The sequence below is a fragment of the Actinoplanes sp. NBRC 103695 genome, from assembly GCF_030269485.1.
Classification (GTDB): Bacteria; Actinomycetota; Actinomycetes; order Mycobacteriales; family Micromonosporaceae; genus Actinoplanes.
The window spans coordinates 96,130-122,793 of the sequence record NZ_BSTL01000001.1; the positions used below are offsets into that span (position 1 = coordinate 96,130).

Sequence of the window (26,664 nt, forward strand, 5' to 3'; positions counted from 1 at the left end):
GGTAACTCGATTGCCCGGCACACTGCGGTTACCAGTCAAACCGGTAACCGGAGGTCACCATGCTCGACCGGGACGACTACCTCTACTTCGCCGGGCGCGCGCTCGACGGCATGATCGGCATCGTTGCCACCCTCGGGGACGAGCGTGCCAACGCGCGGTCCGGCGGCAACTCGCCCTACGCCCTGCTCACCCACTGCCTGGGTGTGGTCGAGGCGTGGGCCGGCGGCCTGGTCGCCGGGCGTCCGGTCGAGCGCGACAGGGCGGCCGAGTTCACCGCGTCCGGGCCGGTCGCGCCGCTGCTCGAGCGTTGCGCGAAGGTCCGGGCCGCCTTCCACGCCGACGTGCACGCCGCCCGTCCGCGGGCGCCGCTGGCCGCGCGCCCGCCGGCCGGCTTCGACGGGCCGGACCGCGAGCTCGACCAGGGCGCCGCGCTGCTGCACGTCTACGAGGAACTGGCCCAGCACCACGGCCAGATGGAGGTGCTGCGCGACCTGATCGTGGCCGGCACGCCCGGTCCGCCCGAGCGGCTGCGGGACGGGCTCGGGGCCAAGTGGCGCGACGTCGAGCCGGACGTGCTGCCCGCCTGGGTCGCGGACATGGATCTCGGGGTGGCGCCGCCGATCCTCGACCGCGTCGGCGCTGTTCTCGCCCGGCAGGACCTCGGCTATCCGCTCCGGCCGGACGACGCGGTGGTCGAGGCGTTCGAGGGGCGGATGCGCGACCGGTACGGCTGGGCGCCGCGCCCCGGGCGTACCCGTGTCCTGAGTGATCTTCTCCAGATCCTGCAGATCATGATCGAGCTGACCACGGAACCAGGCGACGGCGTGGCGCTGCATGTGCCGGCCTATCCGCCGTTCCTCGCGTCGATCCGGCGCGCCGGGCGGGTGGTCGTGCCGATCCGGATGCGTTCGGGCCCGTCCGGCTGGACCTTCGACGCGGCAGAAGCGGCCGCCGCGAAGCTGCTGGTCGTGGTGAACCCGCAGAATCCGACCGGCCGCGTCTTCCGCGCCGCCGAGCTCGAGGCACTGGCCGCCCTGGCCGCCGGGCACGACCTGACGGTGCTGGCCGACGAGATCCACGCCGACCTGGTGTACGCGCCGCACCGGCACATCCCGTTCGCCTCGCTGCCGGGCATGGCGGGCCGGACCGTGACCGCCACCTCGGCCACGAAGGCCTTCAACATCGCCGGGCTCCGCTGCGCGATCGCCCACCTCGGTTCGGACGCGGTCGCGGAGCGTCTGGCCGCGGCGCCACTCGACTTCTTCGGTACGCCGGACATCCTCGGTCGCGTGGCCACCGCGGCGGCGTGGACCGAGGCGGGCGGCTGGCACGACGACCTGATGACGCTGCTGCGCGCCAACCGGGACCGGGTCGCCGCCTGGGCGACCACCCGCGGGCTGACCCACCACGTCCCGGAGGCGACCTACCTGAGCTGGATCGATTTCGCCGGCACCCCGATCGCCGGCGACCCGGCCGGGCACATCCTGCGCACCGGCCGCGTCCAGCTCAGCCCGGGCCTCGACTTCGGCGCCGAGAGCACCTACGCCCGGATCAACTTCGCCACCACGCCCGAGACGCTGGAGGCGATCCTCGCCGGCGTCGACAAGTCCCTCCAGCGGTAGCTGTCAGTCGTCCGACGCCTGGCGCTTCCGCAGCTCGTCCTCGCGGCGCTTGAGGTCGGCCTCCCACTTCTTCATCATCGCCTCGTCGTCCTTGAGCGACCCGGCCAGGTTGCGCAGGAACTCCGGGTCGTCGTCGGGGGCGAGCGACTGCCCGCGCCTCGGCCGCTCGTCCTCCGGGAAGCCGGAGCCAGGCCGCCACCTCTCGCCGTTGCTCATCCGGACGGCGCGGGGCGGCCGCCCGGCCACGAACCAGGCGATCGCGCCGATCGGCGAGAACAGCAGGATCAGGAACACCCAAACCACGCGGGGCAGGGCGCGGATGGCGTGCTCGTCGGCCGAGAGGCAGTCGATCAGGGCGACCACGAGCAGCACGATGTCGAGGAGCACGAACAGCGAGTAGAGGCGGAACATGGCGACGATGTTCTCAGAGATCTCTCAGGTTCGTGGTCCCTTTCGGGAGCTGGACGGGAACAGCCGACGCCGGCCGGGCAGGAGGCCGCCGCCCGGTGTGGGAATCCCGGGCGGCGGCTGTTCTTCTCGGGTACGGGCTCTTCTCGGGTACGGGCGTCAGATCGAAATCTTGCCCGCGCCCGCGTTCGCGGTGACCAGCGACTTCACGTTCGACGCCGCGTCCGGGGTGTAGGAGTAGGGGATCGAGGCGACGCTGCCGCCGGTCTGGCCGCTGCCGGAGTTGACCAGCAGGTTGTTGCGGGCGACCAGCGTGCCCGGGCCGGAGTCGCCCTCGCCGAGGTGGAACGGGTCGCTGACACCTTCGAAGGAGTTGGCCTCGACGAGGACGCCGGCGCCTTCGGTGGAGGCGACGCCGTAGCCGCTGTTGCTGCGGTAGTAGTTGTTGTAGACGTGCACCGGGTTGCCGAAGCGCACGCGGGGGTGGCGCTGGGTGGAGCCGTCGAAATAGTTGTGGTGGTACGTGACGCGCAGGTGGCCACGGTCCTGGCTGCCGTTGTCGTCACTGTGGCCCAGCAGCATCGACTTGTCGTGGCTGAAGACCCGGTTCCACGACACCGTGACGAAGTCGGAGCCGCGCTTGACGTCCACGGCGCCGTCGTAGCCGTTGCTGAACGAGTTGTGGTCGATCCAGATGTTGGTGGCCGACTCCTGCACGTTGATCGCGTCGTCGTTCCAGTTCCGGAAGTTCAGGTTCCGGATGATGACGTTACGGTCGCCGTTGACGTTGAGGCCGCAGCCCGCGATCGTCGCCCCGGAGTTGCCGACGATGGTCTTGTTCGACCGCACCCGCAGCATGCCGGAGCAGGAGATGGTGCCGGAGACGCGGATGACCGCGGCACTCGTCGAGCCGAGCGCGCTGGTCAGGGCGGAGGCGCTGGTGACGGTGGTGGCCGAGGCGCTGCCGCCGCCGGTGGTGCCGCCGTTCTGGGTGCTCCAGCCGACCTGGTCGAGGACGCCGAAGGGCTGCGCGCCGGTGGTCCCCTGGCCGTGTGCGGCACCGGCCGCACCACCGGCGATGAGGACGGGCACCGCCAGGACGGAGACATACTTCAGAAGCCGTGGAATGCGGCCGGACATGACTCACCACTCCTTCAATTGGGGAGAGGAACGCAATTTCGCGCAGGGCACGGTGGAATGCGATGCTGCGCGTTGCGGTGGCCCGCGACCTGCGGTCGAAGGCGGATCCGCTGCGTGCTCTCTGATAGTGGGAACGCTCCCACGCACAGAAAAGCACAGCCCGACATTGTTGTGAACCCATTGACGTTTGCAGATTATTTGCATACGTCCGAGCTGCACTGATTCGCGCGCCGGATGGCTCCCGGGCCTCGAGTGGTCGATGATGGGGTGGATGCATGCTCCGATGGAGGCCGTACGCCGGCTTTTGGATCTACGGCACCGCGGCCGCGCCGAAGACCTCCCCGCGGTGCTGATGCATGCCGCGCCGCTGCTGGGCGCCGAGACCGCGGGCGTCCTGCTGATCGACTACGGCCAGCTCGACCTCTGCCCGCTGCAGGGCACCACGCCGGAGGCCGCCGAGCCGAGACCGGTGCTGGACACCCCGGCCGGCCACTGCTTCACCACCGCGACCGAGTCGTGGCTCGACGACCCCGAGGGCGGGCGGCTCTGGCTGCCGCTGCTGCACGGCGCCGAACGGCTGGGCGTGCTCGAGCTGGGCGTCAAGGCGTACCCGTCGGACGAGGCCCGGCACGACCTGGAGACGATCGCCGCGCTGGTGGCCGAGCTGATCGCCAGCCGCCGCTTCTACGGCGACGCGGTCGAACGCACCCGCCGCCGGCTGCCGATGCAGCTGGCCGCCGAGATCATCTGGAACCAGTTGCCGCCGCTCACCTGCGCGGTCGACGGCACCGTGGTGACCGCGGTCCTGGAGCCCTGCTACGACGTCGGCGGCGACGCCTTCGACTACGCGGCCAACGGCGACATCCTGCACGTCGGCCTCTTCGACACGGTCGGCCACGGCATCGACGCCAGCTCGCTCACCACGCTGAGCCTCAACACCTACCGCAACGCCCGCCGCTCCGGGCTGGGCCTCGCCGACACCTACCGCTCGATCGACAAGTGGATCCGCGCCCGGCACCCCGGCAAGTTCGTCACCGCGCTCCTCGCCGAGCTGGACACCGCGACCGGCCGTTACCAGCGGATCAGCGCCGGGCATCCGGCCGAGCTGCTGCTGCGCGGTGGCCGTCGCTCGCCCGCGCTGCCCGCTCCCAACGCCCTCCCGCTCGGTCTCGGCGCGATGATCAACCGCCCGCCGCAGGTCGTCGAGCAGCAGCTCGAGCCGGGGGACACCCTGGTGCTCTACACGGACGGCATCACCGAGGCGCGGGACGCGAGCGGCGCCCTCTTCGGGCCCGAGCGGCTGTCCGAGTTCGTCCTCGACGCGATGGAGCGGGGGTACTCCGCCGCCGAGCTGATGCGCCGCCTGGTCCATGCGATCATCTCGTACGAGGCGGGCGAGCTCCGTGACGACGCCACCGCCGCGATGATCCAGTGGCACCACTGACCTAGGTCCCCTGCTCCACGACCCTGCTCCCCGTCGCCGATCGCCGCTTGGAAAAGTGATATCACTTTGATAGTCTGATGACATCATCACGGTGAAGGAGTCCTCCATGACGGAACACCTCGATCTGCCCGCCCCGCAGGTGCGCGAGCGCATCGCCCGAGGCGCTTCGGGCTGGCCGGTCCTCGCTGCGGCCGTCCTGGTGATCATCGTCGGCATCGCGACGTTCATCGCCGGCGTGCAGCAGCAGGACGACGCGGTCATCCTCAGCCTCGTCGGGTTCAGCGTCCTGCTCGGGCTGGCCGGCCTGCTCGCCCTGGCCGGTCTCACCCCCGTCGCGCCCGGCGAGGCCCGAGTCCTTCAGCTCCTCGGCCGCTACATCGGCACCGTCCGCACCGACGGGCTGCGCTGGGTCAACCCGCTCACCGCCAGGCGCCGTGTCTCCACCCGGATCCGCAACCACGAGACCGATGTGCTCAAGGTCAACGACGCCGACGGCAACCCCATCGAGATCGCCGCCGTGGTCGTCTGGCAGGTCGAGGACACCGCCCGTGCCGTCTTCGAGGTCGACGACTTCATCGAGTTCGTCGCCATCCAGACCGAGACCGCCGTCCGGCACATCGCCAACAGCTACTCCTACGACTCCCACGACACCACCCTGATGTCCCTGCGCGACAACGCCGACGAGATCACCGCCCGGTTGTCCGAGGAGATCGGCGTACGCGTCGCCGCCGCCGGAGTGAAGATCATCGAGTCCCGGCTGACCCGCCTCGCCTACTCGCCCGAGATCGCTCATGCCATGCTCCGCCGGCAGCAGGCGAACGCGATCGTGGCGGCCCGGGCCCGCATCGTCGAGGGTGCGGTGGGCATGGTGGAGATGGCGCTGCTCCGCCTCGCCGAGAACCACGTCGTCGACCTGGACGAGGAGCGCAAGGCCGCGATGGTCAGCAACCTGCTGGTGGTCCTCTGCGGCGACCGGGACGCCCAGCCCGTGGTCAACGCGGGCACCCTCTACTCCTAGGCACATGGCTACCGAACGGAAGAAGCTCCTTCTCCGGCTCGATCCGGCCGTGCACGACGCGCTCGCACGCTGGGCCGGGGATGAGCTTCGCAGCACCAACGCCCACATCGAGTACCTGCTGCGCAGGGCCCTCGCCGACGCCGGCCGGCTCCCCGGCGGGGTCGGCCGGATCCGAGGTCCCGGGAGGCCCCCCGCCACCTCGGACGTCCCGGAAGGCTCGAACGACCCGGGCGACTCGGACGACCCGGAAGACTCGAACGACTCGAACGACTCGAACGACTCGGAAGGACAGTGACATGGAAGTGCCCGCCCGTCTCGCGCAGCGCATGTTCCTGCTGGCCTACAACCCCGACAAGGGCAGGGTTGCCATCGGCTCCCACCTCGGCGCCCTGCTCCGCGCCGCCGCCCTCGCCGACCTCTATGTCACCGGCCATCTCGCCGACGAGCGCGGTCGCGCCGTCGTGACCCGGCACCCGTGCCACGATCCGGTTCTGCTGCCCTTGCTCGAGGAGATCGCCGCCTCGCGCCCGCGCAAGTGGCAGGTCTGGGTCGGCCGCCGGCAGCGTCACCTCATCAGGGAGACGCGCCGGCAGCTCGGTGACGGCGGCTGGGTCCGCCTCGAGCCCTACAAGATCCTGGGGCTCTTCCCGGCGACACGGGTGACCGTCCGCGACCCGCGCGTCCGCAAGGAGCTGATCGGCCGCGTCACCGGCGCCCTGAAGAAGCCGATCGACCGGGTCGACCCGGCCGATGCGGCGCTGGTGGCCATCGTCGCCGCGGGAGACCTCAAGATCGTGCTCGATCGGCAGCGCCGCCGGGCCAACAAGCGCCGGCTCCGGGAGCTCACCGCGCTCAGTGGACCGATCGGACCGGCCCTGCGCCGGGCGATCGAGGAGGCTTCGTCGGCGGGCGGCTGAAAACCGCGTCCAGAGGAGAAATTGGGAGCGCTCCCATTGACTTCGGTTGATGCGCTGCTTAGCGTGTCCGCCAAGGTAAGCGCTTTCCCGACTCCCGTGGACGGTACCGATGAACCGAGCCAAGACCCTGGCGGCTGCGAGCGTCCTCCTCGTGGTCGCCGGCGGCGCGGTCGCCGCACAGGCGCACGCCGCCGAACAGTCCTCCGTACCCGTCGCGAACCCCGGCGTCACCGAGAAGCTCGACCGCGGCCTGATCGCCATGCGGACGCCGAAGGGCAACTTCCTGTCCTGGCGTCAGCTCACCGGCGACGCGGCCACCTACGCCGTCTACCGGGACGGCGCCAGGATCGCCACGAGCGGCGTCACCAACTTCACCGACGTGGGCGCCCCGGCCGGCGCCACCTACACCGTCGGCAGCGGTGTCGGGACGCTGGCCGCCGGTGACCCCGTGCAAACGTTCGCCACCAGCCAGGACGTGCCGATCCAGATCCCGGCGGGCGGCACCACCCCGGACGGCGTCGCGTACACCTACTCGGCCAACGACGCGAGCGTCGGTGACCTGGACGGCGACGGGCAGTGGGAGATCGTCCTCAAGTGGGATCCGTCCAACGCCAAGGACAACTCGCAGTCCGGCTACACCGGCAACGTCTTCATCGACGCGTATGAGCTGAACGGCACCCGGCTGTGGCGCATCGACCTGGGCCGGAACATCCGGGCCGGCGCCCACTACACCCAGTTCCAGGTGTACGACTACGACGGGGACGGCAAGTCCGAGGTGGCGATGAAGACCGCCGACGGTACGAAGGACGGCGGTGGGACCGTGATCGGGTCGTCGTCGGCGGACTACCGGAACTCGTCCGGCTACATCCTGACCGGGCCGGAGTTCCTCACCGTGTTCAGCGGGCAGACCGGCCGGGCGCTGGACACCGAGAACTACGTGCCGGCCCGCGGAACCGTGTCGTCGTGGGGGGACAGCTACGGCAACCGGGTCGACCGGTTCCTGGCCGGCACCGCGTACGTCACCGGCTCGTACCCGAGCATCATCATGGCCCGCGGGTACTACACGCGCAGCGTCATCGCGGCGTGGGACTTCCGGAACGGGGCGCTGACCCGGCGCTGGACCTTCGACAGCAGCTCGTCGACGAACGGCTCGGCGTGGACGGGACAAGGCAACCACCAGCTCTCGATCGCCGACGTGGACGCCGACGGGCGGGACGAGATCCTGTACGGCGCCATGGCCGTCGACGACAACGGCAACGGGCTGTGGGTGAACGGGCAGGGGCACGGCGACGCCTACCACGTCGGTGACCTCATCCCCGGCCGCGCGGGGCTGGAGGTCTTCAAGGTCGACGAGTCGACGACGAAGCTGGCGGCGTGGATGGCGGACGCGCGTACCGGATCGATCATCTGGTCGAACGCGTCCTGCGGCTGTGACAACGGGCGCGGCGTGTCGGCCGACATCTACGCGGGCAGCCCGGGCGCCGAGTCGTGGTCGTCGGCGGTCAGCGGGCTGTTCAACACCGGCGGCGGGAACATCGGGCGCAAGCCGGGCTCGGCGAACTTCGTCATCTGGTGGGACGGCGACGGCCAGCGGGAGCTGCTCGACGGCACACACATCGACAAGTACGGGACCGGCGGCGACACCCGGCTGCTGACCGCGAGTGGCGTGCACTCCAACAACGGCACCAAGGCGACGCCGTCGCTTCAGGCGGACATCCTCGGCGACTGGCGCGAGGAGGCCATCTGGCCGACCAGCGACAACACGAAGCTGCGCATCTACTCGACGACCGACTCGACCAGCATCTCCCGGCCGTCGCTGATGCAGGACCGGATGTACCGCGAGGCGGTCGCCTGGCAGAACACGGCGTACAACCAGCCGCCGCACCCGAGCTTCGCCATCGGCTGAGGCGAGGCCGAGGGTGACCTGAACGGCCGCCCGGGTCTTCTGATCGGCGCAGGGGCCCGGGCGTGCTTCAAAGAATCAGCCCGTGACGGCTCGGGCCCAGGGCAGGGCGAGGCGTTCGACCGCCACCACGGTGTAGAAGAGCGTGATGCTGAGCAGGGCGAGCAGCAGGACCGCGGCGAAGGCCAGGGGAGTGTCCGCGTTGGCGCTGGACAGGGCGATCACCGCGCCCAGGCCGTTCTGCGGACTGCTGATCTCGGCCACCACCGCGCCGATCACGGCCAGCGTGGCGCCGACCTTCAGCCCGACGAAGATTTGCGGCAGTGCCCACGGGAGCCGGAACCGGGCGTACGCCTGCCACCGGGAAGCGGCCATCGACCGGGACAGCTCGGTGAGCTCGATCGGCAGCGAGGTCAGGCCGGCCGACGCGGAGAGCACGATCGGGAAGAACGAGATGAGCACGACCAGCACGATCTTTGGCTGGAGGCCGAAACCGAGCCAGACGACCAGCAGGGGAGCGATGGCGACCTTGGGTACGGCGTTGACCGCGACCAGCAGCGGCAGGGTCGCCCGCTGGATCAGGCCGGACGAGGTCAGCCCGATCGCGATCAGCACCCCGGCCGCGGCCGCCAGCCCGAACCCGAGCAGCGTCGACGCGACCGTGTGGCCCAGCTCGGCCACCAGGTAGCGGGGCTGTTGCCGGAACGCCGTCACGATGTCCGGGGGCGACGGCAGGAAGAACGGCCGGATGTCGAGGGCGTCGGTCAGCCACCACCACAACGCGATCGCCCCGGTCGCTGTCACCACGGGGGCGAGAAATCCGGTGCGGCTCACGCAAACCCAGCCGTCGAATAGAGCAGGTGCGCGCGGATGACCATTTCCGGGTCGTTCATCAGCGCCAGCACGCGATCGATGTCGGCGTCGGACATGCCGGCGTCGCGGAAGGCGGGCCGCTGCTGCACGATGTTGGCGGCCTGCAACAGGGCGCCGGGGGAGCCGCCCGGCCAGGACCGCGCGTGCACCTCGGTGGTGACGCCGGTGAGGCCGGCGTCGAGCATCGCGGCGTGCGCCCGGCCGGCCCAGGTCCCGTCGTTGCCGCGGGCCGGCAGCACCCGGTCGACCAGGGTGTCGTGGTAGGCGTTGTAGACGGCGGCGTCGGCCGGGGTCGGCGCGCGCAGCACACCCATGCGGATGGTCGAGTAGAAGTCCTCGATGAGCAGCACCCCGCCCGGCGCCAGGGCCGCGGCCAGCCGTTTCAGCACCGCCTCGCGGTCGGGCAGGTGGAGCAGCAGCAGGCGGGCGTGGATGAGATCCCACGGCCCGGGCGGGAGCGGCTCGCGTTGCAGGTCGTGCTCGAGGACGCCGAACCCGCCGTCCCGTGGCAGGTGCCGCACGTCGAGGTCGGTGGCGAGCACCTCGCCGCCCAGTGCCGCCAGCCGCGCGGCCATGCTGCCGCCGCCGGCGCCGAGCTCGAGACACCGCTTGTTCGTGACGCCGCCGAGCCCCGCGATCCGGGCGGTGGAGAAGTCGTCGAACATCGCCGCCAGGTGGCGATGCCGGTTCGCCGCCTCGGCGTCGGCGTTCCCGAAGGCGTACGTCATTGCGGCGTCAGCGGGAACTCGACCACCTTGTCGGCGGTCAGGCCCGGCGGGATCAACCCGGTCTCGACGAGCACGGCGATCGCGGTGGTCACCCGCGCGCGGTCGATCGCGCCGAGCGGTTTGCCGGCGGCCGGTTTCGTGTACGGGGTCATCAGCGTGATCTCGCCCTTCGCGGCGGCGGCGGCGCTCGCCGGGTTCTTCCGGTGCAGCAGCGCGGCGGCCTCGTCCGGATGCTCCAGGGTGTACTGCAGACCCTCGAGGGCGGCATCCCGGAAGCGGCGGACCAGGTCCGGATCCTCGGCGATCGTCGCGGTGCTGGTGATGATCGCGTTGCCGAAGAGCTCGGGCAGGACGTCGCTGTAGGGCAGCACGGTCATCGGCTTGCCGGCCGCCTTCTCGATGCCCGGCCGCCCGATCAGGAACGTGCTCAGGGCGTCGACCCGCCCGGCCGCCAGGAGCGCGGGCACCTGTTGCGGCGAGGCGTTCACCCACTTGACCGTTGCGGCATCGAAGCCGGCCTTCCTGGCGTACGCGGGAAAGAGAAGTTGATTGACCGACCCGGTGGCCGCGCCGAGCGTCCTGCCGGAGAGATCGCCGGGCTTGCGCACCGGGCCGTCCTGGGGAGCGACGATCGACACCAGGGTCTCCTGATGGATCGCGGCGATCGCCCGGAAGCCGGTGAACGTGCCCTTGCCGGCCAGGATGGTGCCGCCGATCAGATCGTTGTCGGCGAACTGGACGCGGCCCGCGGCGAGTGTCTTCAGGTTTTCCCCGGTCGCCGCGCCGAGCTGGATCTCAACGTCCAGGCCGGCCTCGCGGAAGTAGCCCTTCTCCTGGGCGATCCAGGCGAAGGCGTCGCGCCCGGCGGCGCCGAAGGCGGTCAGATAGACGATCTTGCGCAGCTCGGGACCAGTTTCGCCGGGCTTGCCCGAACAGCCGCCGACGAGTAGAAGAATGATGACGATCGATAGAAGTGCTCGCACCCTATCCATCTGATCGATTCAAGACCATAGATCAATCACGGCGGAGGAAGTGTCCAAGAATTGACTGTCCACATGCTCCTCCCCGTGCTTCTGACGCTGCTGCCCGCGCCCGCGGCGCCCATGTCCGACTGGACCGCTCCGCTCAGCACGCGCGGGCGCTACATCGTCGACGCGGACGGAGAGCGGTTCAAGCTGAGGTCGGTCAACTGGCACGGTGCGAGCGGCACCTCGACAGGGACCGGGCACCACGCCGGGGAGGACTCCGGGCGCATCCCGCTCGGCCTGGACCGGGCGCCCCTGGAGGAGATCGTCGCCGGCATCGGAGAGCTCGCCGCGAACAGTGTGCGGCTGCCGTTCTCCAGCGAGATGGTGCACGACCAGCAGCCGGTCACCGACACGGCGGTGGCGGCCAACCCGTCGATGCGCGGCCTGACCCCGCTCGCCGTCTACGACCGGGTGGTCACCGCGCTGACCGGCGCCGGGCTCGCCGTGATCCTGAACAACCACACCAACACCACCCGCTGGTGCTGCGGCGTCGACGGCAACGAGCGGTGGAACACCTCCCAGACCACGGCCGCGTGGGAGGAGACCTGGCTCACCATGGCCCGGCGGTACCGGGACAACCCGCGGGTGGTCGGCGCGGACCTCTACAACGAGGTACGCCGAACCGTCTGGGACGACCCGAACTGGGGCCTCGGCGACGACCACGACTGGTTCGCCGCATCCCAGCGCCTCGGCGACCGCATCCTCCGCGAAGCGAACCCCGACCTGCTCATCATCGTCGAGGGCATCAACTGGACCGGCATCCCGGTGGACGGGTTCCCGCACGAGCGCCCCACCCTCAGGCCGGTGCGCACGCTCTCCCACACGCTCACGACGTCCGGCAAGCTGGTCTACTCCGCCCACTTCTACGACTACACCGGCCCCAACCACAGCGGCGCGACCGGCACGGGAGAGACCAGCGACCCGCGCTACCGAGACCTCACGCGTACGGAGCTCTCCGACGTTCTGCAGCGGGACGCCTTCTACGTCTCCTCGACGCCTGGCCGGCACTTCACCGCGCCGGTGTGGATCAGCGAGTTCGGCATCGACCGCAACGCCCCGGCGGGTTCGAAGGAGCGGGCCTGGTTCGGCAACTTCGCCGACTTCCTCATCCAGGCGGACGCCGACTTCGCGTACTGGCCGGCGGTCAGCTGGACCGGCAACAACGGCTGGGGCCTGCTCTTCTGGGACAGCGCCGGCGCGCGCACCTCGGTCGCCGACGACTGGCGGGCGGCCGACTGGCGGCGCCTGGTGGAAACGCCCGGCCGCACCGGACACATCGACCCGGTCACCCGCTGGTCGATGCTGAGCCCCGACCACGGCGACTTCATCGCCTCCCGGCACACCGGGGACTGGGATCCGGGCGCGCGCAAGGCGGCCTGCCCCGACGACCAGCTCCTGATCGGCCTCAGCCACACCGGCAACCGGGGCCTCTGCACCTCCGCCGGCCCTCCCTGGTCGTCGTCCACCGTGGTGACCGACGAGCGATACGTGACGGACGACTGGGCGTCCGGTTACACCAAGCTGCAGTGCCCGGCCGGGGCGTTCCTGGTGGGCTACGCGGTGCGCGGGGCGGCGATGTCCAGCGCGCTGTGCGCCTCCGGCGCCCTCGCGGGTGCGGGCCGCACGGTCTGGTTCGACCGCGGCGACAACCGGCCGGTCGGTGGTCCGGGCGGCGATTACGCGTACGGCCGGTACAAGGGCCAGTGCGCCGACGACGAGTACGCGGCCGGGATCGCGTACACCGGCCGTCTCGGCTCGTCCCGCACCCCCGACGCCCTCTTCTGCCGCCGCCGCTAGCCGCGCCGGCTCAGGCCGTTCCCGGATGGCACAGGGTCAGTCGATCCCTTGGCTGCGGACCAACGGGACTACCAGCGCCCTGCTTCGCCAGTACTTCTGTAAGGCCAGCGACCTCAGGGGCCGGGAGTGCTTTTCGAAGCTAATAGGGGGTCACTTTAGATTCTGCGACGCGTTTGATGACCGCGGTTCCACCGTTAGGAACGTACGCAAATGCGCCCTTTATTCCGTCCGATAGGCTGCAGATCAAATCCTCGCTCATTTTGTCCCGCCGCCCAATCCGGCGAAGATCAACCAGATAGCCGGCTTTCGTGGCGCTCTCGGACAGCTTCACGTGATCCCCCGCGAGGTGGTTATAGTTGTAGTTCAGGCCAATTTCGATTACTATCGCGGCTTCAATATGGCCGCCCGTAAATTGGTCCAACCTTGCTTCGGCAAGCTGTTCGGGCGCCAAGATCGCGAAGTCGAAGTTCCCGCGACCGCCCTTGTCTGGGCGAGGCCGGGTTTCCGGCCACTCCTTGTGTATCAGTTGCGTTTTATGGCCCGTGCCGCCAATGGGATGAAGCCCCTGAAAAACCTCTTCTCGGGCAAGCAGCTCGTATAGATGCAGGTGAAGCGAGTGTTCAACTCGATGTAGGTGCGGGTTCGTAAGGAATGATTGGATAAGTTCGTCTATGGCGCCGTCAACCGTTTCTGTTGCTTTGTTCAACCACTTGGTGTCGGGTGGGGTGGACAGTAGCTGAACATCCGTCAGATCTTCAATCTGGTTGGCGCCGCGAGATCTTAGCCAATCTACAAGTTCAGCAACGGTTGCATGCTGCCTGATGTCGGACCGCGATATATGTTCGTCCCGGGTCGCGAACTCGAATATGTACTCCCACAACTTCCCTGCGTCTTTCGCCGCGCGGATCCGAACCACTTGCCGCTTCTGCCTTGTAATCTTTACCAGGCGTCCCTCTATCAAGCGTTCTTCATCCATCGTCGCTCCTAACGCAAACGGTTCGACCATCAGAGTACGAAGCGCCAACTGAGTATGAGAACCAAACGGCAGAATATGGGGTTCTCGCGTCATCATTGAGGCGTCCTGCGGCTGATGCCCGGATGCCCCACGGTCGCGACCCGCCTCCTCCGGCACCCGGATCGTGCCGGCCGCGGGGATCGCCCGCGTCCATACGGCGGCAGTCGCGTTGTCCCGTGAGCTGTCCCGGGACAGCACCAACGGCACCCTGCAGCTCCCTTGATCCTGGCTCTTCTTTCGGCATGATCCGGCGTCTACGATGGCGCGATGCAGACGGACTCCGCGGACTGGTCCAAGATCGACACGTCCGTGCCGCATCCGGCTCGGCGCTACGACTACTGGCTGGGCGGCAAGGACAACTTTGCCGCCGATCGGCAGTCCGGTGACGAGATCGCGGCGCGGTTCCCCGGCATCCGTACCGCCGTGGTGCAGAATCGCCGCCTGCTGCAGCGCACCGTCACCCACCTCGCCGGCCTCGGCGTCCGGCAGTTCCTGGACATCGGCACCGGCCTGCCCACCGCCAACAACACGCACGAGGTCGCGCAGGCCCTCGCACCGGAGTCGCGGATCGTCTATGTGGACAACGACCCGCTGGTGCTCGCCCACGCCCGGGCGTTGCTGACCAGCTCGGACGAAGGCCGGACGACCTACCTCGACGCCGACGTCCGTGACCCCGAGCGCATCCTGCGCAGCGACGAGCTCGCCGACACCCTGGACCTCACCCGGCCCGTCGCGCTGATGCTGCTCGCGGTTCTGCACTTCGTGGAGGACGACGAGGACCCCTACGGCGTGGTCGGCCGCCTGGTCGCCGCCCTGCCGGCGGGCAGCTGGCTGGTCATGTCCCACGCCACCGGCGACTGGCTGCCGCCGGAGACGGTCGCCATGTTCGCCTCCGGCAAGCACGGCGCCGGGCGGCTGCGCAGCCGGGCCGAGTTCGCCCGGTTCTTCGACGGCCTCGAGCTGGCCGAGCCCGGGGTGGTTCCGCTGGCCGAGTGGCATGCCGAGGAAACACCCCCGCCGGCCGCCGAGGTCTCCATGTACGCGGCCGTCGCCCGCAAACCTTAGGTCAGCGCTCAGACCCTGGTGGTCGTGTACTGCTCCACCTCACCCAGAGGCTTCCAGTCGCCGTCCTTCAGGCGCAGCTGGAAGCCTTCGGCCCCGCGCCGCACACCGATGGCCTCCAGCCAGCCCTGCTCACCTTTGACCTTGACGTAGACCTCGTCGAAGGCGCCGAACGCGGCGATCAGCTCCGCCTGCAACCCGGCCGGTGTCTCCGCCGGCGTGGTCGGCCCGGTGAGATAGGCCCTGGCCACCTCGGCGCGGGCCGCGGTGCGGGCGGCCGTCGCGTACGAGCGGGCCCGCAGGTCGCCGGTGACGAAGTGTGCCAGTGCCAGCACCGTCGCCGAGATGATCACCGCGCCGGCCGCGACCAGGGCGACCGCCATGGGTTCGCCGAGCGAGTCGCGGAACGGCTTGACCGACCCGATGATCACGCCGCCGACCGCCGCGAGCAGGCCCGCCGCGCCGCCGGCCGCGCCGGCCCGCTTGAGCCACCACTTGGTCATGCTGGTCACGCCGGACTTGATCACCTGCAGTGACCCGGGGGTGTCGGCGTCCCACTTGGTCTCGGCGACGCCCTTCGCCCGGTCCTCGTCGGTCGCCAGGAACTGCAGCGCCGTGACCAGCTCGATCAGGGACACACCGTCCGGTTTCGACGGCGGCCAGGTCAATTTATCCAAAGTGTCCTTTGCCACGCCCGGCATAATGGCGGCTCGTCGCGCCCGCTGTCCACCCTCCGGTCACCCCGGCCGTAACCGTGTGTCCATATGGATAGCCAAAGCTGACGATCATGATTCGTACGCTCACCGCGTCCGTCACCGCCGCGCTGAGCCTGCCGGACGCGATCAACCTCGACGACGGCGGCTCCACCGCGACGGCCGTACGCGGCGCCTTGGTCACCATGCCGAGCGGCGGCGCCGGGCGGGCCGTCGGCGACGCCCTGATTTTCCGTAACCGATAAGGAGATCCGTTGCTAGGCAAACTGCTCGCGCCGGCGATGCTGCTGGTGCCGGTCGTACCGTTCCAGGCGGCGGCCGTCGACCTCAGCTGCTCACCGGACGTGTCGTTGCGCGGCTTCTCGGACGCGCTCGACAAGGCCATGTTCGAGGGGACGCCGGTCGCCGGCCTGTCCGCCATCGCGCCGACCGGCAACGACCGGGCCCTGGCGCTGGTGGACAACATCGGCACCACCCCGGCCCGGGTCTACGACCTCACGCTCAAGCGCCCGTCGGTGACCGGCGTGACCCTGCTGACCAGGCCGGACGGCACCCCGTACACGGGGGCGGACTTCGACGGCGAGGGCCTGGTCGTCGAGCGCGGGGGGAAGAACGTTCTTTCCACCTCGGAGCGGGAGCCGTCGATCCGGCGCTTCCGGTTGTCCGACGGCCGGGAGATCGGCTCGCTGCCGGTGCCGGCCCGCTTCCAGGTCACCCCGGCCGGGGAAGCCCAGGTCAACCAGACCTTCGAGGCGTTCGCGGCCAGCCCCGACCACAAGGTCCTGTACGCCGGCATGGAGGGCGCGCTCTCCGGCGACGTTTCAGGGAATCGGATCATCCGGTACGAGGGATCCTTCCCTCGCCCGGTCGCTCAGTACGCCTATCAGACCGATCCGGGCCTGGGCCTGGTCGAGCTGCTGTCCCTCGGCGGTGACACGCTCATCGCGATCGAGCGCGGGTTCACCGCCGGGGTGGGCAACACCGTCCGGCTCTACCAGATCTCCACGCTCGGCGCGGCGGATGTCACGGACGTCGCCTCGTTGAGCACGCTCACCGACCCGCGGGCCTGGCTGGGCAAGCAGCTGCTCGCCGACATCGTGAACTGCCCGTCGGCCGGCGCCACCGCAAAGCAGCCCCAGCCCAACCCGCTGCTGGACAACATCGAGGGCGCCGCGCTGGGACGGACGCTGCCCGACGGCCGCCGGATCGTGCACCTGATCTCCGACGACAACGGCAGCGCCACCCAGATCACCCGGCTCTACACGTTCGCCGTACACATCAAGCCTGAAGTCTCTCTGACGGGCCGCGCGATCCTGTCGGCCACGGCGTGGCAGCCCGGACCGGTCTCCGGCACACTGCTGCCGCCGGCCACGGTCAACGGCATCACCCCGCCGTTCCCGGGCCAGCCCATCCCCGGCTTCTCGGCGATCATCCCGCGGACCGCTGACGACCACTCCGGCAAGCGGCTGCTCGCCATGCCGGACAACGGTTTCGGTACCAAGGACAACTCGGCGGACTTCCTGCTCCGGGCGTACGACATCACGCCCGACCACCGCAGGCACACGATCGCGGTGAACGGCTACCTCAGCCTCCGCGACCCGGACCGGAAGGTCCCGTTCCCGATCGTCAACCAGAACACCGCCGACCGGCTGCTGACCGGCGCCGACTTCGACCTCGAGTCGCTGCAGCGGGACGCGCGCGGAGACCTGTGGTTCGGCGAGGAGTTCGGGCCGTTCCTGCTGCGCACCGACGCCACCGGCAAGGTGCTGCAGGCGCCGATCCCGCTGCCCGACGGCACCAAGTCGCCGCAGTCGCCGTTCCTGGCACCGGGGGAGGCGGCGACCCTGCCCGCCAGCAAGGGCTTCGAGGCGATGGCGGTGAGCCGCAACGGCTGGACGCTCTACCCGATCCTGGAAGGCGCCCGCGTCGCCGACCCTGACCAGCGCCGCCGGGTGGTCTACGAGTTCGACGTCCGCGCCGGCCGGTACACCGGGCGTACGTGGAGCTTCGCCAACGAGAACGCCTCGCTGGCGGTGGGCGACGCCGCGGTGCTCGACGGCCGGCGCATCCTGCTGATCGAGCGGGACGGCGGCATGGGCCCGGCGGCACGCGTCAAGCGCCTGATCGAGACCGACCTCGACAAGGTGGGCACGGACGGCTACCTGCCGCGCGAACAGGTCGTCGACCTGATGCGCGTCGCCGACCCCAGGGGCCTGTCCCTTCCGGCCCGGCCGGGGGAGTACGGCGTCGGCCCGCTCTTCTCGTTCCCGCTGCAGTCGGTGGAGACCGTGCTGCCGTTGCGGGGCGAGAAGGTCCTGGTGGCCAACGACAACAACTTCCCCGGCAACGACGGCCGCATCCCGGGCAGGCCCGACGACACCGAGATCATCACGATCGACGTGCCGGGCCTGCGGGACAGGACCTAACGCAACGATGACGGTGATTCGGCGCCCGGCACCAGCAGGTGCGGGGCGCCGGTCCCGTTCGCGGGCACGGCGTGGACGTCCGGCCGGCCGTCGTCCTGTCGCAACGTGTACGCCAGGGTCCGGTCGTCCAGCCACGCCGCCTGGTCGTCCACGCTCGCGGTCTCGGCGGTCGCGGTCACCCGCATCGTCGCCAGGTCCAGCACCGACAGCCGCCACCCGCGCGCCGGGTCGCCGGCGACCGCCTCCTTGAAGGCCACCCGCGTCCCGTCCGGGGACAGCGACGGGCACTCCACGTTCGCCTTCAGCGTCACCACCCGCCGCGCCGTCCAGTCGCCGCGCACCAGGTAGCGCTCCCCGGCCGTGCCCAGCGTCGCGTAGAACGTGTTGTCGTCGCGCGCGAACGTGACACCCCAGTAGTTCACGTCCACGTTGCGATAAGGCTTGCCGTCCCGCGTGATCGCGAAGCTCTCCAGCGACATCACCGTCGCGCCGGTGGTGGTGTCCAGGATGCCGGTGCGCGTGGAGAATCCGCCTGTCGCGTACGAGTCGCCGCCGACGAACGTGGTCCACGCGACCATTCGCCCCGACGGTGAGACCCGCGCGCGGTTCGGCTGGCCCGGGATCGCGAAGGCGCGCTCCGGTTTCAGGTCCGCGTCGAGCACGACGAGCTCGTTGGACCACGGGTCGGTGGGGCGCAGGCAGACCCCGGTGCCGGCGGCCGCGAAGGCGCGCAGGCATTCGACGGGGGACACGCCGCGTGGCCCGCCGGGGTCGGCGGCGTCGACCAGGGCCAGGTGCCGGTCGGTCACGGTGAGCAGGCTCGGCCCCGGCGTGAGAGAAAACCTTCCCTGGTACGCCGTCAGCTCGCTGTCATCCCTCGCCAACGCGGCATAACCGACCGCCACCGAGGCGAGCACGACCGCCGACGCCACGGCGATGCCCACTCGCGCTTTCACCGAGCCTCCTTCCGTACGCGGAGGAGAAAGACCGTGGCGATCACCGCGACCACCGCCAGGGCCGCCGCGGAGCGGATCGCGGCGTCCGGGCCCCACAGCTGCCACGCGGCGCCGAACAGCACCGACGACACCAGATAGGCGAGCGCCTGCCCGGTCTGCACCAGGGCCAGACCGGTCGTCCGCAGACGTTCCGGCAGCGTGGGAGCCACCAGCGCCATCAGCACACCGTCCGTGGCGGCGTAGAACAGGCCGTAACAGCCCAGCACCAGCACCACGCGCTGCCAGCCGCCGCCCGGGCCGGCCAGCAGCAGGTACGTCGCCGCCAGCGCGAGATAGCCGCCGGCCACCACCGGCAACCGGCCCACCCGGTCGGCGAGCCGGCCCAGCGGCGCGGCGAGCAGCAGGTACGTGAGGCTGGTGCCGACCGCCAGCAGCGGGAACCAGCGGACGTCCAGGTCCTCGCCGCGCTGGAGCAGCAGGTAGACGAAGCCGTCCCCGATCGTGGCCAGGCCGAGCAGGCAGGCGGCCCCGAGGATGCTCTTGCTGATCCGCGGCCTGGTTCGCGGCGCCGCCACGACCGGAGCGACCGGGGCCGGGTGTTCCCGCACGAAAAGTACGAGGACCACGACGCCCAGCGCGGCGACGCAGAAGCTCGCGACGAACACCGCGTCGTACGCCTCGCCGCCCGCCGCGAACAGCACCCCGAGCGCCACCAGCGGCCCGAGGAACGCCCCGGCGCCGTCCATCATCCGGTGCACCCCGAACGCCCGGCCGAGCTGGTCCGGCGGCACCGACAGGCTGATCAACGCGTCGCGCGGCGCCGTACGCAAGCCCTTGCCCAACCGGTCCGCGGCGATCACCACGCCGAGCGCGCCCACCGACCTGCCCGCCAGCAGCAGTCCGAGCTTCATCACCGCCGACAGCCCGTATCCGAGGCCGGCGACCAGCTTGCGGCCGCGCACCCGATCGGCGACGTACCCGCCGGCAACCCGCACGACCGCGGTCGCGCCCGTGTAGACGCCGTCCAGCACGCCGAACGCCAGAGGACTCAGATGCAGGCCGACGACCAGGTAGATCGGCAGCACCGCGGTGATCATCTCGCTGGAGACATCGGTGATCAGGCTGACCGTGCCGAGCGCGAGGACGTTCCCGCCCACGACGCCCTTCGTCAGGCCGGGCCGTGACACGGTGGACAGGTACACGTAGGCCATCGTCCGACGTGGATCTCTCGCATCACAACGGATCTCACATGTTGTTCACCCGAAGGCCGTGCGCCGGTCCATCGACATCCCTATATTTCTAGTCATGCGAGTCCGCCGCGCCGTTCTTGCCCTCCTGCTCGCCGTTCTCCCGGTCACGGTCGCGTCACCCGCCTCCGCTGCCGCCACGACCTTCACCGCTGTCGCCGACACGTACGTGCAGAACGACGCCACCGGCACCAACTACGGAACGTCCGCCCAGATCGTGGTGGACAACTCGCCGGTGCGCCGGACGTTCCTGCGGTTCACCGTCAACGGCGTCAGCGGCACGGTCACCTCGGCCCGGCTGCGCCTGCACACGATCAGTGGCAACACCGGCAGCCCCAGCGGCGGCACCTGGTCCGGCGTGTCCAGCACCACCTGGTCGGAGACCGGCGTGACCTGGGCCAGCCAGCCGGCCATCGACGGCGGCGCGCTCGGGACGATCGGCTCGGTCGGCGCGAGCGGCTGGTACGAGGTGGACGTCACCTCCCGGGTGACCGGCGACGGCACGGTCAGCTTCGGCGGCACGTCGTCGAACAGCGACGGCGCCTACTTCGACACCCGGGAGACCGGCGCGAACGGCCCCCAGCTGGTCGTCACCACCGACTCGGGCACGCCGCCACCGTCCGGCGACCCGGTCCTCGTCGGCGCCGGCGACATCGCCGACTCGGGCTCCGGCGACAGCGCGACCGCCACCCTCCTCGACGGCATCGCCGGGACGGTCTTCACCACCGGCGACAACGTGTACGACAGCGGCACGGCCGCCGAGTTCACGAGCTACTACGCGCCCACGTGGGGACGGCACCGCTCCCGCACCTACCCGACGCCGGGCAACCACGACTACGTGACCTCCGGTGCGACGGGCTACTACAACTACTTCGGTACGCGGGCCGGCCCGAGCGGGCGCGGCTACTACTCGTACGACCTGGGCAACTGGCACATCGTCTCGCTGAACTCGAACATCAGCATGGCCGCCTCGTCGGCGCAGACCCAGTGGCTCCGCACCGACCTGGCCGCCAGCACCAAGCCGTGCACGCTGGCGTACTGGCACCACCCGCTCTTCACCTCGGGCGCCAACCACGCCCCGTCGACCGCGACCAGGCCGTTGTACCAGGCCCTCTACGACAACAACGCCGACGTGGTGGTCTGGGGCCACAACCACCAGTACGAGCGCTTCGCCCCGATGAACCCGTCGGGCGCCGTGGACACCGCCCGGGGCCTGCGCACGTGGGTGGCGGGCATGGGCGGGGCCAGCCACTACGGCTTCGGCACGATCCAGCCCAACAGCGAGGCCCGCAACAGCTCCGCGTACGGCGTCCTCGAGTTCACCCTGCACGGCAACGCCTACGACTGGCGGTTCGTCCCGGTCGCCGGTCAGTCCTACGCCGACTCCGGCACCGGCACCTGCCACTGAGCGCTGTCCCGGCGGCCGCGACAATCAGGGGCATGGCCCATGTCGTGCCGGAGCGGTGGCCGGATGACGTGGAAGCCCGCCGGGCGCTGGAGGAGCACCTCCGGGCGCCGGCGGGTGTCGCGGAGATCTTCCACGGGATCGAGATTCCTGGCCGGACCGAGCCGATTTCGGTGCGACGCGGACGTGCGCGCGTTCGCTCTGGCGGCCGATCAGGCTGAGGAACTCGACCGGGCCCGCGCTCGTCGCGCCGAACCAGTGCGGGGTGCGCGAGTCGAACGAGGGTGGGCCGTCGCAGCCCGGCCTCGAGCCGGGACAGCGTGCTGACCGAGATGCCGGACTCGCCACGTCGGCCGAGGTCATGATCGTGGCCCGGCTTCTCGCCGGGCAGCGCTCGATGTGGGCCGGTGTCGGTGTGATGGTGCTCCTGTTCGCCTTCGTCGTGGCGCGAGTCCCGGCGGACGGGCGTAGGGTCGATCGTGAGCGAGGCTAACGATCAGAGGAGCTTGACGTGACCACACCACAGGCCGGTGCCGCGGGCACGATCGACGTCGGCGGGGACCTGACGGTCAACCGTCTCGGGTTCGGCGCCATGCGGGTCACCGGGGACGGGATCTGGGGGCCGCCGAAGAGCCGGGAGGACGCCGTCGCGGTGCTCCGGCGGGTGGTCGAGCTCGGCATCAACTTCATCGACACCGCCGACTCGTACGGGCCGGATGTGAGCGAGGAGCTGATCGCGGAGGCTCTCCACCCGTACCCGGAAGATCTTGTCATTGCCACCAAGGGCGGGCTGGAGCGGACCGGGCCGGGGCAGTGGCCGGTCAACGGGCGGCCCGAGCACCTGCGCGCGGCGGCCGAGGGCAGCCTGCGCAAGCTGCGGCTGGAGCAGATCCCGCTCTACCAGTTCCACCGGCCCGACCCGAGCGTGCCGCTGGAGGACTCGATCGGCGCGCTGGTCGAGCTCAAGAACGAGGGCAAGATCCGGCACATCGGCGTCTCCAACTTCTCCGAGGAGCAGCTGCGGGTGGCGCAGGCGCTGACGCCGATCGTGTCGATCCAGAACCGCTACAACATCGACGACCGGCGTTCAGAGTCGCTGGTGGATCTGTGCGAGCAGGAGCGGATCACGTTCCTGCCGTGGGCCCCGATCCAGGACCACCAGGGCAACGCGACCGTGCAGCGGCTGGCGCGGGAGCACGGCGCGACCCCGCACCAGATCGTGCTGGCCTGGCTGCTCGCCCGGTCCCCGGCGATCCTGCCGATCCCGGGCACCGGCTCGGTGGGCCACCTGGAGGAGAACACGGTGGCCGCGTCCATCAAGCTGAGCCAGACCGACGTGGCGGCGATCACCGGCGGGGCCTGAGCTTTCCTGCCGGGCCGGCCCGCTCGAGGTGGCCGGGATCAGGATTCGCCGGCCCGCCGCTCGATCACCGGGGACGGGGCCGAGGCCGCGACCATGGTGGTGGCCGAGCCCTCGTCCTTGCCGGCGAGCGGCGGCCGGGCGCCGGTGCTGCGCAGCGCGACCAGCTTGGACAGTGTGTCGAACCAGAACGGCGCGCCCAGCATCAGCAGCAGGGCGGTGATCAGCCAGCCCGCGACGTGCGGGCCGAGCCAGGCGGCGCTCGCCCAGTCGGCGGCGCCGGTCCAGCCGACCGGGAGGCCCAGCGAGGCCATGTCCTCGATCGTCCGCAGGTTGTCGCCGGGGGACGAGGAGGACGCGGCGTTGACGGCCGCCTCGCGCAGCACCGGCTGCCGCCACAGCGACTGGGCGACGTGGATGGTGGACACGTTGCCCAGCACCGCGACCGCCAGCGCGATGAAGAACAGAATCCCGGTGCTCCACCTCTTGTACGCCTCGCCGAGACGGCTCATCGTCTCGTCGAACCAGCTCTCCAGGCCCGCCTTGACCTCGATCACCCGGGCGCCGGTCTCGGCGGTCAGCGCCTCGACCCGCTTGTCCAGCCCCGGCAGCCCGGTCGGCGCGGTCAGCGCGCCCAGCTCGGTGAGCGCGTCGGCGAACGACCGCGCGGACAGGTAGGCCGGTTTGGCGCGACTCTTGAGGAACCAGGCGCCCTGCCGGGAGGCCGCCTCGATCGAGCTGTAGACCGCCGTCCCCTGGAACATCTCCAGGGCGCGCCGCTGGTCGCCGACCGGGTTACGCGCGTCGCCGAGCATCTGCCCGATGGTCGCCTCCAGGTCCTTGGAACGCTTGCGCAGCAGCCGGGACAGCCCCTCGACCAGCGCCGAGGCCAGCGACGACAGGACGAAGAACAGCAGCGCGAGGCCGACCGCGGTCTCCAGTGCTTGAGAGCCGAACATCGATACAGCATGCCAGCCGGGGCGGGAGCCGAGACCGGCCCCCGCCCCATCAGGAATCAGTGCGGGAATCAGTGGACGCCCACCGTGTGGTGGCCGGGGGAGGGATGCGGCAGGCCGCGACGGGTGCGTTCGGCCCGGATGGCCGTGTCGGCGACGTCGAAGATCGCGGTCAGGGCCACCGACGCGATGACCGTCCAGGTCAGCCAGTTGAGCGGGTCGGTGCCCCAGCCGAGGCTGCCGAGGAACGCCGGGTTGAAGAACTGCTCGGTGGACAGCAGCCAGATCATCGGGGCGGCGGAGAGCACCGCGAGCACCGCGTTGACCGCCGTCACCGTGTGGGACCAGGCGCCGCGGCGGAAGAGCCAGACGGCGTAGGCGCACTCCAGCAGGAGGACCGCGATCAGGTACGGCCACCAGAAGGACCAGCCGGCCGGGTCGAGCACGGGCACGTCGAAGAACGTGAACTGCTGGAGCACCAGGGCGACGATCAGCAGGACCGGCCACACCAGGTTCGCCGCGAACTGGCCGAGGGTCTGGAAACCGGCCTCGTACCTGGGCAGGTCGGCCAGCGCCCAGGTGTGGCGCATCGGCAGGCCGCCGCGGTTGACGCCGGTGCGCTCCAGCAGGGCGAAGATGCCCGTCGTCCAGAACGCCAGGTGCGCGGCGGTGGTGATGGCGGCGCTGATCGCGGCGCCGATGACCGTGCCGAAGGTGGCGCCGTCGAGCACCTTCACGACCACCGCGACCACGGCGACGATCGGCAGCACCGTGGTGAAGAACAGGGTCATCAGGCGGCGCCAGACCGGGAACATGTCGGGGCCGATCAGGTACTGCGGGCGGTCGGCGTAGCCGTCGGCCAGTTTGTCGGGGTCGCCGAGCTCGACCAGCGTCGCCTCGATCGCGGCGGCCTCGGGCTCGCCGCCGTCGACGCGGGAGTCCACCGCGTCGGCGATGCTGGCGCGGAGCTCGCGCTCGATGTCGGGGCGCTGACGCTCGGGCACCCGGCGCAGCACGGTGAAGACGTAGCGGTCGATGAGCGTGGTCATGAGTTGCCCCCCATGGCGGCGTGGTCGTCCAGGTCGTTGATGGCACGGTCGAGCCGCGCCCACTCGTCACGCAGCGCGGACGCCAGCGCGTCGCCCTGCTCGGTGGTCGTGTAGAACTTCCGCGGCCGGGCCTCGTCCGTGTTCCACGAGCTGGTCAGCAGGCCCTGCGTCTCCAGGCGCCGCAGCAGCGGGTAGAGCGTGTTGGCCTCCACCTCGAAGCCGGCCTGGCTCAGCGACTCGAGCAGCGAATATCCGTATCCGGGCGTCCGCAGCACGGTCAGGCTCGCGACGACGACCGTGCCGCGGCGCAGCTCCTGCAGGTGCCCGGCTAGCGTCGCATCCATTGTCATGGTGAACACTATACTGTGTGAGACACAATATGACGAGACCCAACTTCCCAGTAGCGTGCGGCTGTGGAGATTGACTTCTCGGACCCGGCGTTCATCCGCGATCCCTATCCGGCGTTGCGGCGGCTGCCCTCGATCAGCTGGCATCCGGGGACCGGGCGGTGGCTGGCGGCCGGGCACGCGGACGCGGACGCGGTGCTGCGGGACCGGCGGCTCGGGCGGCTGTGGCGGGACCGGGAGCCGGTCGACGTCTTCGAGCCGTTCAACCTGCTGCACCGCAACCAGATGATGGAGAACGAGCCGCCCGTCCACACTCGGCTGCGGTCGCTGGTGGCCACGGCGTTCGCGCGCGGCCACGTCTCCCGCCTGGCGCCCGCGGTCGCCGGGTCGGCCCGGTCGTTGCTCGCCGCGGCCGGCGCGGAGTTCGACCTGCTGGCCGACGTCGCGGAGCCGCTGGCCGTCACGGTCATCGCCGAACTGCTGGGCGTGCCCGAGCCCGATCGGCACCGGCTGCGGCCGTGGTCGGCGGCGATCGTGCGGATGTACGAGGTGCGGCGCACACCGGAGGTGGAGGCGGCGGCGCTGGAAGCGTGCCGGGAGTTCGCCGACTATCTGCGCGACCTGGCCGCCCGCCGCGCAGCGTCGCCCCGCGAGGACTTGATCTCACACCTGGTGTCGGTCAAGGACGGGCTCACCGCCGACGAACTGGTGGCGTCGGCGATCCTGCTGCTGAACGCCGGCCACGAGGCGTCGGTCAACGCGTTCGGCGGCGGCGTGGTCGCCCTGCTGCGGCATCCGGAACAGCTGGCGCGGCTGAGAGCGGACCGCGGCCTGATCGCGACGGCGGGGGAGGAGATGATCCGCTACGACCCGCCGCTGCACATGTTCATCCGCACCGCCGCGGCCGACGTCCGCCTGGGCGAGGTCACCATCCCGGCCGGAGCCGAGGTGGCGGCCCTGCTGGGCGCGGCGAACCGCGATCCGGCCGTCTTCACCGACCCGGACACCTTCGACGTGGGCCGCGACCCCAACCCGCACCTGGGCTTCGGCGCCGGCCTGCACTTCTGCCTGGGCGCGCCGCTGGCCCGCATCGAACTCCAGGCCGGCCTGTCGGCGCTGCTGGACCACGCCCCGGCACTGGCGCTGGCCGCCGAGCCGGTGCAGCGGCCGACCTTCGTGCTGCGCGCCTACCACGCCGTTCCGCTCACCACCCGCCCGTCCTGACCGTCCCGCCCGTCCTGACCGTCCCG

Annotated in this window: 26 protein-coding genes; 14 read left to right on the top strand and 12 right to left on the bottom strand. The window is 70.5% G+C overall.

Features of this window, described 5'->3' with window-relative positions; genetic code table 11:
• Window positions 1–59 precede the first annotated feature (59 nt).
• The gene (locus tag QSK31_RS00390; RefSeq protein WP_285679848.1) at window positions 60–1,622 is read left to right on the top strand and encodes an aminotransferase class I/II-fold pyridoxal phosphate-dependent enzyme; all 1,563 of its coding nucleotides are present in this window, start codon (window positions 60–62) and stop codon (window positions 1,620–1,622) included.
• Between the two features lie 3 nt (window positions 1,623–1,625).
• Here the strand turns inward: QSK31_RS00390 and QSK31_RS00395 are convergent, their stop codons facing one another.
• Together QSK31_RS00395 and QSK31_RS00400 are read right to left on the bottom strand one after the other, a co-directional pair.
• The gene (locus QSK31_RS00395) at window positions 1,626–2,033 is read right to left on the bottom strand and encodes a PLD nuclease N-terminal domain-containing protein (RefSeq protein ID WP_285679850.1); all 408 of its coding nucleotides are present in this window, start codon (window positions 2,031–2,033) and stop codon (window positions 1,626–1,628) included.
• 156 nt (window positions 2,034–2,189) lie between these two features.
• Window positions 2,190–3,170, bottom strand: coding sequence for a pectate lyase family protein (locus QSK31_RS00400; protein ID WP_285679852.1), 981 nt, complete (start codon window positions 3,168–3,170; stop codon window positions 2,190–2,192).
• Window positions 3,171–3,441: 271 nt separating this feature from the next.
• Here QSK31_RS00400 and QSK31_RS00405 point away from each other — a divergent pair, with 271 nt between their 5' ends.
• The 5 genes from QSK31_RS00405 to QSK31_RS00425 all read left to right on the top strand — a co-directional run bounded on the left by QSK31_RS00405 (window position 3,442) and on the right by QSK31_RS00425 (window position 8,455).
• On the top strand, window positions 3,442–4,614 hold the full coding sequence (locus QSK31_RS00405; protein WP_285679853.1) for a PP2C family protein-serine/threonine phosphatase: 1,173 nt from the start codon (window positions 3,442–3,444) through the stop codon (window positions 4,612–4,614).
• 106 nt (window positions 4,615–4,720) lie between these two features.
• Entirely contained in the window at window positions 4,721–5,632 is a 912-nt protein-coding gene (locus QSK31_RS00410; protein WP_285679855.1) for an SPFH domain-containing protein, read from the top strand.
• Window positions 5,633–5,636: 4 nt separating this feature from the next.
• The gene (locus tag QSK31_RS00415) at window positions 5,637–5,927 is read left to right on the top strand and encodes a type II toxin-antitoxin system antitoxin (RefSeq protein WP_285679856.1); all 291 of its coding nucleotides are present in this window, start codon (window positions 5,637–5,639) and stop codon (window positions 5,925–5,927) included.
• Between the two features lies 1 nt (window position 5,928).
• Window positions 5,929–6,549 (top strand): GOLPH3/VPS74 family protein, encoded by a 621-nt coding sequence (locus QSK31_RS00420; protein WP_285679858.1) that lies wholly within the window; start codon window positions 5,929–5,931, stop codon window positions 6,547–6,549.
• A 109-nt stretch (window positions 6,550–6,658) separates the two neighbouring features.
• Window positions 6,659–8,455 carry a rhamnogalacturonan lyase gene (locus tag QSK31_RS00425; RefSeq protein WP_285679859.1) on the top strand — a complete coding sequence of 599 codons (1,797 nt, stop codon included), beginning with the start codon at window positions 6,659–6,661 and terminating at the stop codon, window positions 8,453–8,455.
• A gap of 75 nt (window positions 8,456–8,530) precedes the next feature.
• Here the strand turns inward: QSK31_RS00425 and QSK31_RS00430 are convergent, their stop codons facing one another.
• The 3 genes from QSK31_RS00430 to QSK31_RS00440 are packed head-to-tail and all read right to left on the bottom strand — an operon-like array spanning window position 8,531 to window position 11,036.
• The gene (locus tag QSK31_RS00430) at window positions 8,531–9,286 is read right to left on the bottom strand and encodes an ABC transporter permease (protein ID WP_285679861.1); all 756 of its coding nucleotides are present in this window, start codon (window positions 9,284–9,286) and stop codon (window positions 8,531–8,533) included.
• Entirely contained in the window at window positions 9,283–10,053 is a 771-nt protein-coding gene (locus QSK31_RS00435; protein ID WP_285679863.1) for a class I SAM-dependent methyltransferase, read from the bottom strand. The genes QSK31_RS00430 and QSK31_RS00435 overlap by 4 nt, the downstream gene beginning before the upstream one ends.
• A complete protein-coding gene (locus tag QSK31_RS00440; protein WP_502872881.1) occupies window positions 10,050–11,036 on the bottom strand; it encodes an ABC transporter substrate-binding protein in 987 nt (328 codons plus the stop codon). The genes QSK31_RS00435 and QSK31_RS00440 overlap by 4 nt, the downstream gene beginning before the upstream one ends.
• Window positions 11,037–11,120: 84 nt before the next feature.
• Between QSK31_RS00440 and QSK31_RS00445 the strand changes: the two genes are divergently transcribed.
• Window positions 11,121–12,878, top strand: a complete 1,758-nt coding sequence (locus tag QSK31_RS00445; RefSeq protein WP_285679865.1) for a glycoside hydrolase family 5 protein — start codon at window positions 11,121–11,123, stop codon at window positions 12,876–12,878.
• A 139-nt stretch (window positions 12,879–13,017) separates the two neighbouring features.
• On the opposite strand, the gene QSK31_RS00450 is transcribed toward QSK31_RS00445, so the two are convergent.
• On the bottom strand, window positions 13,018–14,100 hold the full coding sequence (locus tag QSK31_RS00450; protein WP_285679866.1) for a hypothetical protein: 1,083 nt from the start codon (window positions 14,098–14,100) through the stop codon (window positions 13,018–13,020).
• 60 nt (window positions 14,101–14,160) lie between these two features.
• Between QSK31_RS00450 and QSK31_RS00455 the strand changes: the two genes are divergently transcribed.
• Window positions 14,161–14,958, top strand: coding sequence for an SAM-dependent methyltransferase (locus tag QSK31_RS00455; protein WP_285679868.1), 798 nt, complete (start codon window positions 14,161–14,163; stop codon window positions 14,956–14,958).
• 8 nt (window positions 14,959–14,966) lie between these two features.
• Here QSK31_RS00455 and QSK31_RS00460 read toward each other — a convergent pair whose 3' ends face one another.
• The gene (locus tag QSK31_RS00460) at window positions 14,967–15,647 is read right to left on the bottom strand and encodes a hypothetical protein (protein WP_285679870.1); all 681 of its coding nucleotides are present in this window, start codon (window positions 15,645–15,647) and stop codon (window positions 14,967–14,969) included.
• 95 nt (window positions 15,648–15,742) lie between these two features.
• Here QSK31_RS00460 and QSK31_RS00465 point away from each other — a divergent pair, with 95 nt between their 5' ends.
• Window positions 15,743–15,913, top strand: coding sequence for a phosphodiester glycosidase family protein (locus QSK31_RS00465; protein ID WP_285679872.1), 171 nt, complete (start codon window positions 15,743–15,745; stop codon window positions 15,911–15,913).
• A gap of 9 nt (window positions 15,914–15,922) precedes the next feature.
• Window positions 15,923–18,094, top strand: coding sequence for an esterase-like activity of phytase family protein (locus tag QSK31_RS00470; RefSeq protein ID WP_285679874.1), 2,172 nt, complete (start codon window positions 15,923–15,925; stop codon window positions 18,092–18,094).
• On the opposite strand, the gene QSK31_RS00475 is transcribed toward QSK31_RS00470, so the two are convergent.
• Together QSK31_RS00475 and QSK31_RS00480 are read right to left on the bottom strand one after the other, a co-directional pair.
• Window positions 18,091–19,050, bottom strand: a complete 960-nt coding sequence (locus QSK31_RS00475) for a TolB family protein (RefSeq protein ID WP_285679876.1) — start codon at window positions 19,048–19,050, stop codon at window positions 18,091–18,093. The two genes, QSK31_RS00470 and QSK31_RS00475, sit on opposite strands and share 4 nt — an antisense overlap.
• A complete protein-coding gene (locus QSK31_RS00480) occupies window positions 19,047–20,261 on the bottom strand; it encodes an MFS transporter (RefSeq protein ID WP_285679878.1) in 1,215 nt (404 codons plus the stop codon). Before QSK31_RS00480 ends, QSK31_RS00475 begins: the two co-directional genes overlap by 4 nt.
• A 94-nt stretch (window positions 20,262–20,355) precedes the next feature.
• On the opposite strand from QSK31_RS00480, the gene QSK31_RS00485 reads away from it, so the two are divergent.
• The 3 genes from QSK31_RS00485 (at window position 20,356) to QSK31_RS00500 (ending at window position 23,065) form a co-directional block, all read left to right on the top strand.
• Entirely contained in the window at window positions 20,356–21,705 is a 1,350-nt protein-coding gene (locus QSK31_RS00485; RefSeq protein WP_285679879.1) for a CBM96 family carbohydrate-binding protein, read from the top strand.
• A 262-nt stretch (window positions 21,706–21,967) separates the two neighbouring features.
• Window positions 21,968–22,195, top strand: coding sequence for a hypothetical protein (locus QSK31_RS00495; protein ID WP_285680477.1), 228 nt, complete (start codon window positions 21,968–21,970; stop codon window positions 22,193–22,195).
• A gap of 18 nt (window positions 22,196–22,213) precedes the next feature.
• Window positions 22,214–23,065, top strand: a complete 852-nt coding sequence (locus QSK31_RS00500; RefSeq protein WP_285679882.1) for an aldo/keto reductase — start codon at window positions 22,214–22,216, stop codon at window positions 23,063–23,065.
• 38 nt (window positions 23,066–23,103) lie between these two features.
• Here the strand turns inward: QSK31_RS00500 and QSK31_RS00505 are convergent, their stop codons facing one another.
• The 3 genes from QSK31_RS00505 to QSK31_RS00515 form a co-directional block, all read right to left on the bottom strand.
• Window positions 23,104–24,021, bottom strand: a complete 918-nt coding sequence (locus QSK31_RS00505) for a hypothetical protein (protein ID WP_285679884.1) — start codon at window positions 24,019–24,021, stop codon at window positions 23,104–23,106.
• Window positions 24,022–24,089: 68 nt separating this feature from the next.
• Entirely contained in the window at window positions 24,090–25,067 is a 978-nt protein-coding gene (locus tag QSK31_RS00510; RefSeq protein ID WP_285679885.1) for a permease prefix domain 1-containing protein, read from the bottom strand.
• Entirely contained in the window at window positions 25,064–25,417 is a 354-nt protein-coding gene (locus QSK31_RS00515; RefSeq protein WP_285679887.1) for a PadR family transcriptional regulator, read from the bottom strand. Before QSK31_RS00515 ends, QSK31_RS00510 begins: the two co-directional genes overlap by 4 nt.
• Window positions 25,418–25,480: 63 nt before the next feature.
• Between QSK31_RS00515 and QSK31_RS00520 the strand changes: the two genes are divergently transcribed.
• Entirely contained in the window at window positions 25,481–26,638 is a 1,158-nt protein-coding gene (locus QSK31_RS00520) for a cytochrome P450 (protein WP_285679889.1), read from the top strand.
• Window positions 26,639–26,664: the final 26 nt, after the last annotated feature.

What these genes read in the sequence shown, in the direction of transcription:
- QSK31_RS00515 (WP_285679887.1), bottom strand. Translation starts at nt 25,417, where the DNA reads ATGACAATGGATGCGACGCTAGCCGGGCACCTGCAGGAGCTGCGCCGC.
- QSK31_RS00410 (WP_285679855.1), top strand. Translation starts at nt 4,721, where the DNA reads ATGACGGAACACCTCGATCTGCCCGCCCCGCAGGTGCGCGAGCGCATC.
- QSK31_RS00400 (WP_285679852.1), bottom strand. Translation starts at nt 3,170, where the DNA reads ATGTCCGGCCGCATTCCACGGCTTCTGAAGTATGTCTCCGTCCTGGCG.
- QSK31_RS00395 (WP_285679850.1), bottom strand. Translation starts at nt 2,033, where the DNA reads ATGTTCCGCCTCTACTCGCTGTTCGTGCTCCTCGACATCGTGCTGCTC.
- QSK31_RS00465 (WP_285679872.1), top strand. Translation starts at nt 15,743, where the DNA reads ATGATTCGTACGCTCACCGCGTCCGTCACCGCCGCGCTGAGCCTGCCG.
- QSK31_RS00405 (WP_285679853.1), top strand. Translation starts at nt 3,442, where the DNA reads ATGCATGCTCCGATGGAGGCCGTACGCCGGCTTTTGGATCTACGGCAC.
- QSK31_RS00505 (WP_285679884.1), bottom strand. Translation starts at nt 24,021, where the DNA reads ATGTTCGGCTCTCAAGCACTGGAGACCGCGGTCGGCCTCGCGCTGCTG.
- QSK31_RS00420 (WP_285679858.1), top strand. Translation starts at nt 5,929, where the DNA reads ATGGAAGTGCCCGCCCGTCTCGCGCAGCGCATGTTCCTGCTGGCCTAC.
- QSK31_RS00425 (WP_285679859.1), top strand. Translation starts at nt 6,659, where the DNA reads ATGAACCGAGCCAAGACCCTGGCGGCTGCGAGCGTCCTCCTCGTGGTC.
- QSK31_RS00510 (WP_285679885.1), bottom strand. Translation starts at nt 25,067, where the DNA reads ATGACCACGCTCATCGACCGCTACGTCTTCACCGTGCTGCGCCGGGTG.
- QSK31_RS00435 (WP_285679863.1), bottom strand. Translation starts at nt 10,053, where the DNA reads ATGACGTACGCCTTCGGGAACGCCGACGCCGAGGCGGCGAACCGGCAT.
- QSK31_RS00455 (WP_285679868.1), top strand. Translation starts at nt 14,161, where the DNA reads ATGCAGACGGACTCCGCGGACTGGTCCAAGATCGACACGTCCGTGCCG.
- QSK31_RS00485 (WP_285679879.1), top strand. Translation starts at nt 20,356, where the DNA reads ATGCGAGTCCGCCGCGCCGTTCTTGCCCTCCTGCTCGCCGTTCTCCCG.
- QSK31_RS00415 (WP_285679856.1), top strand. Translation starts at nt 5,637, where the DNA reads ATGGCTACCGAACGGAAGAAGCTCCTTCTCCGGCTCGATCCGGCCGTG.
- QSK31_RS00480 (WP_285679878.1), bottom strand. Translation starts at nt 20,261, where the DNA reads ATGGCCTACGTGTACCTGTCCACCGTGTCACGGCCCGGCCTGACGAAG.
- QSK31_RS00390 (WP_285679848.1), top strand. Translation starts at nt 60, where the DNA reads ATGCTCGACCGGGACGACTACCTCTACTTCGCCGGGCGCGCGCTCGAC.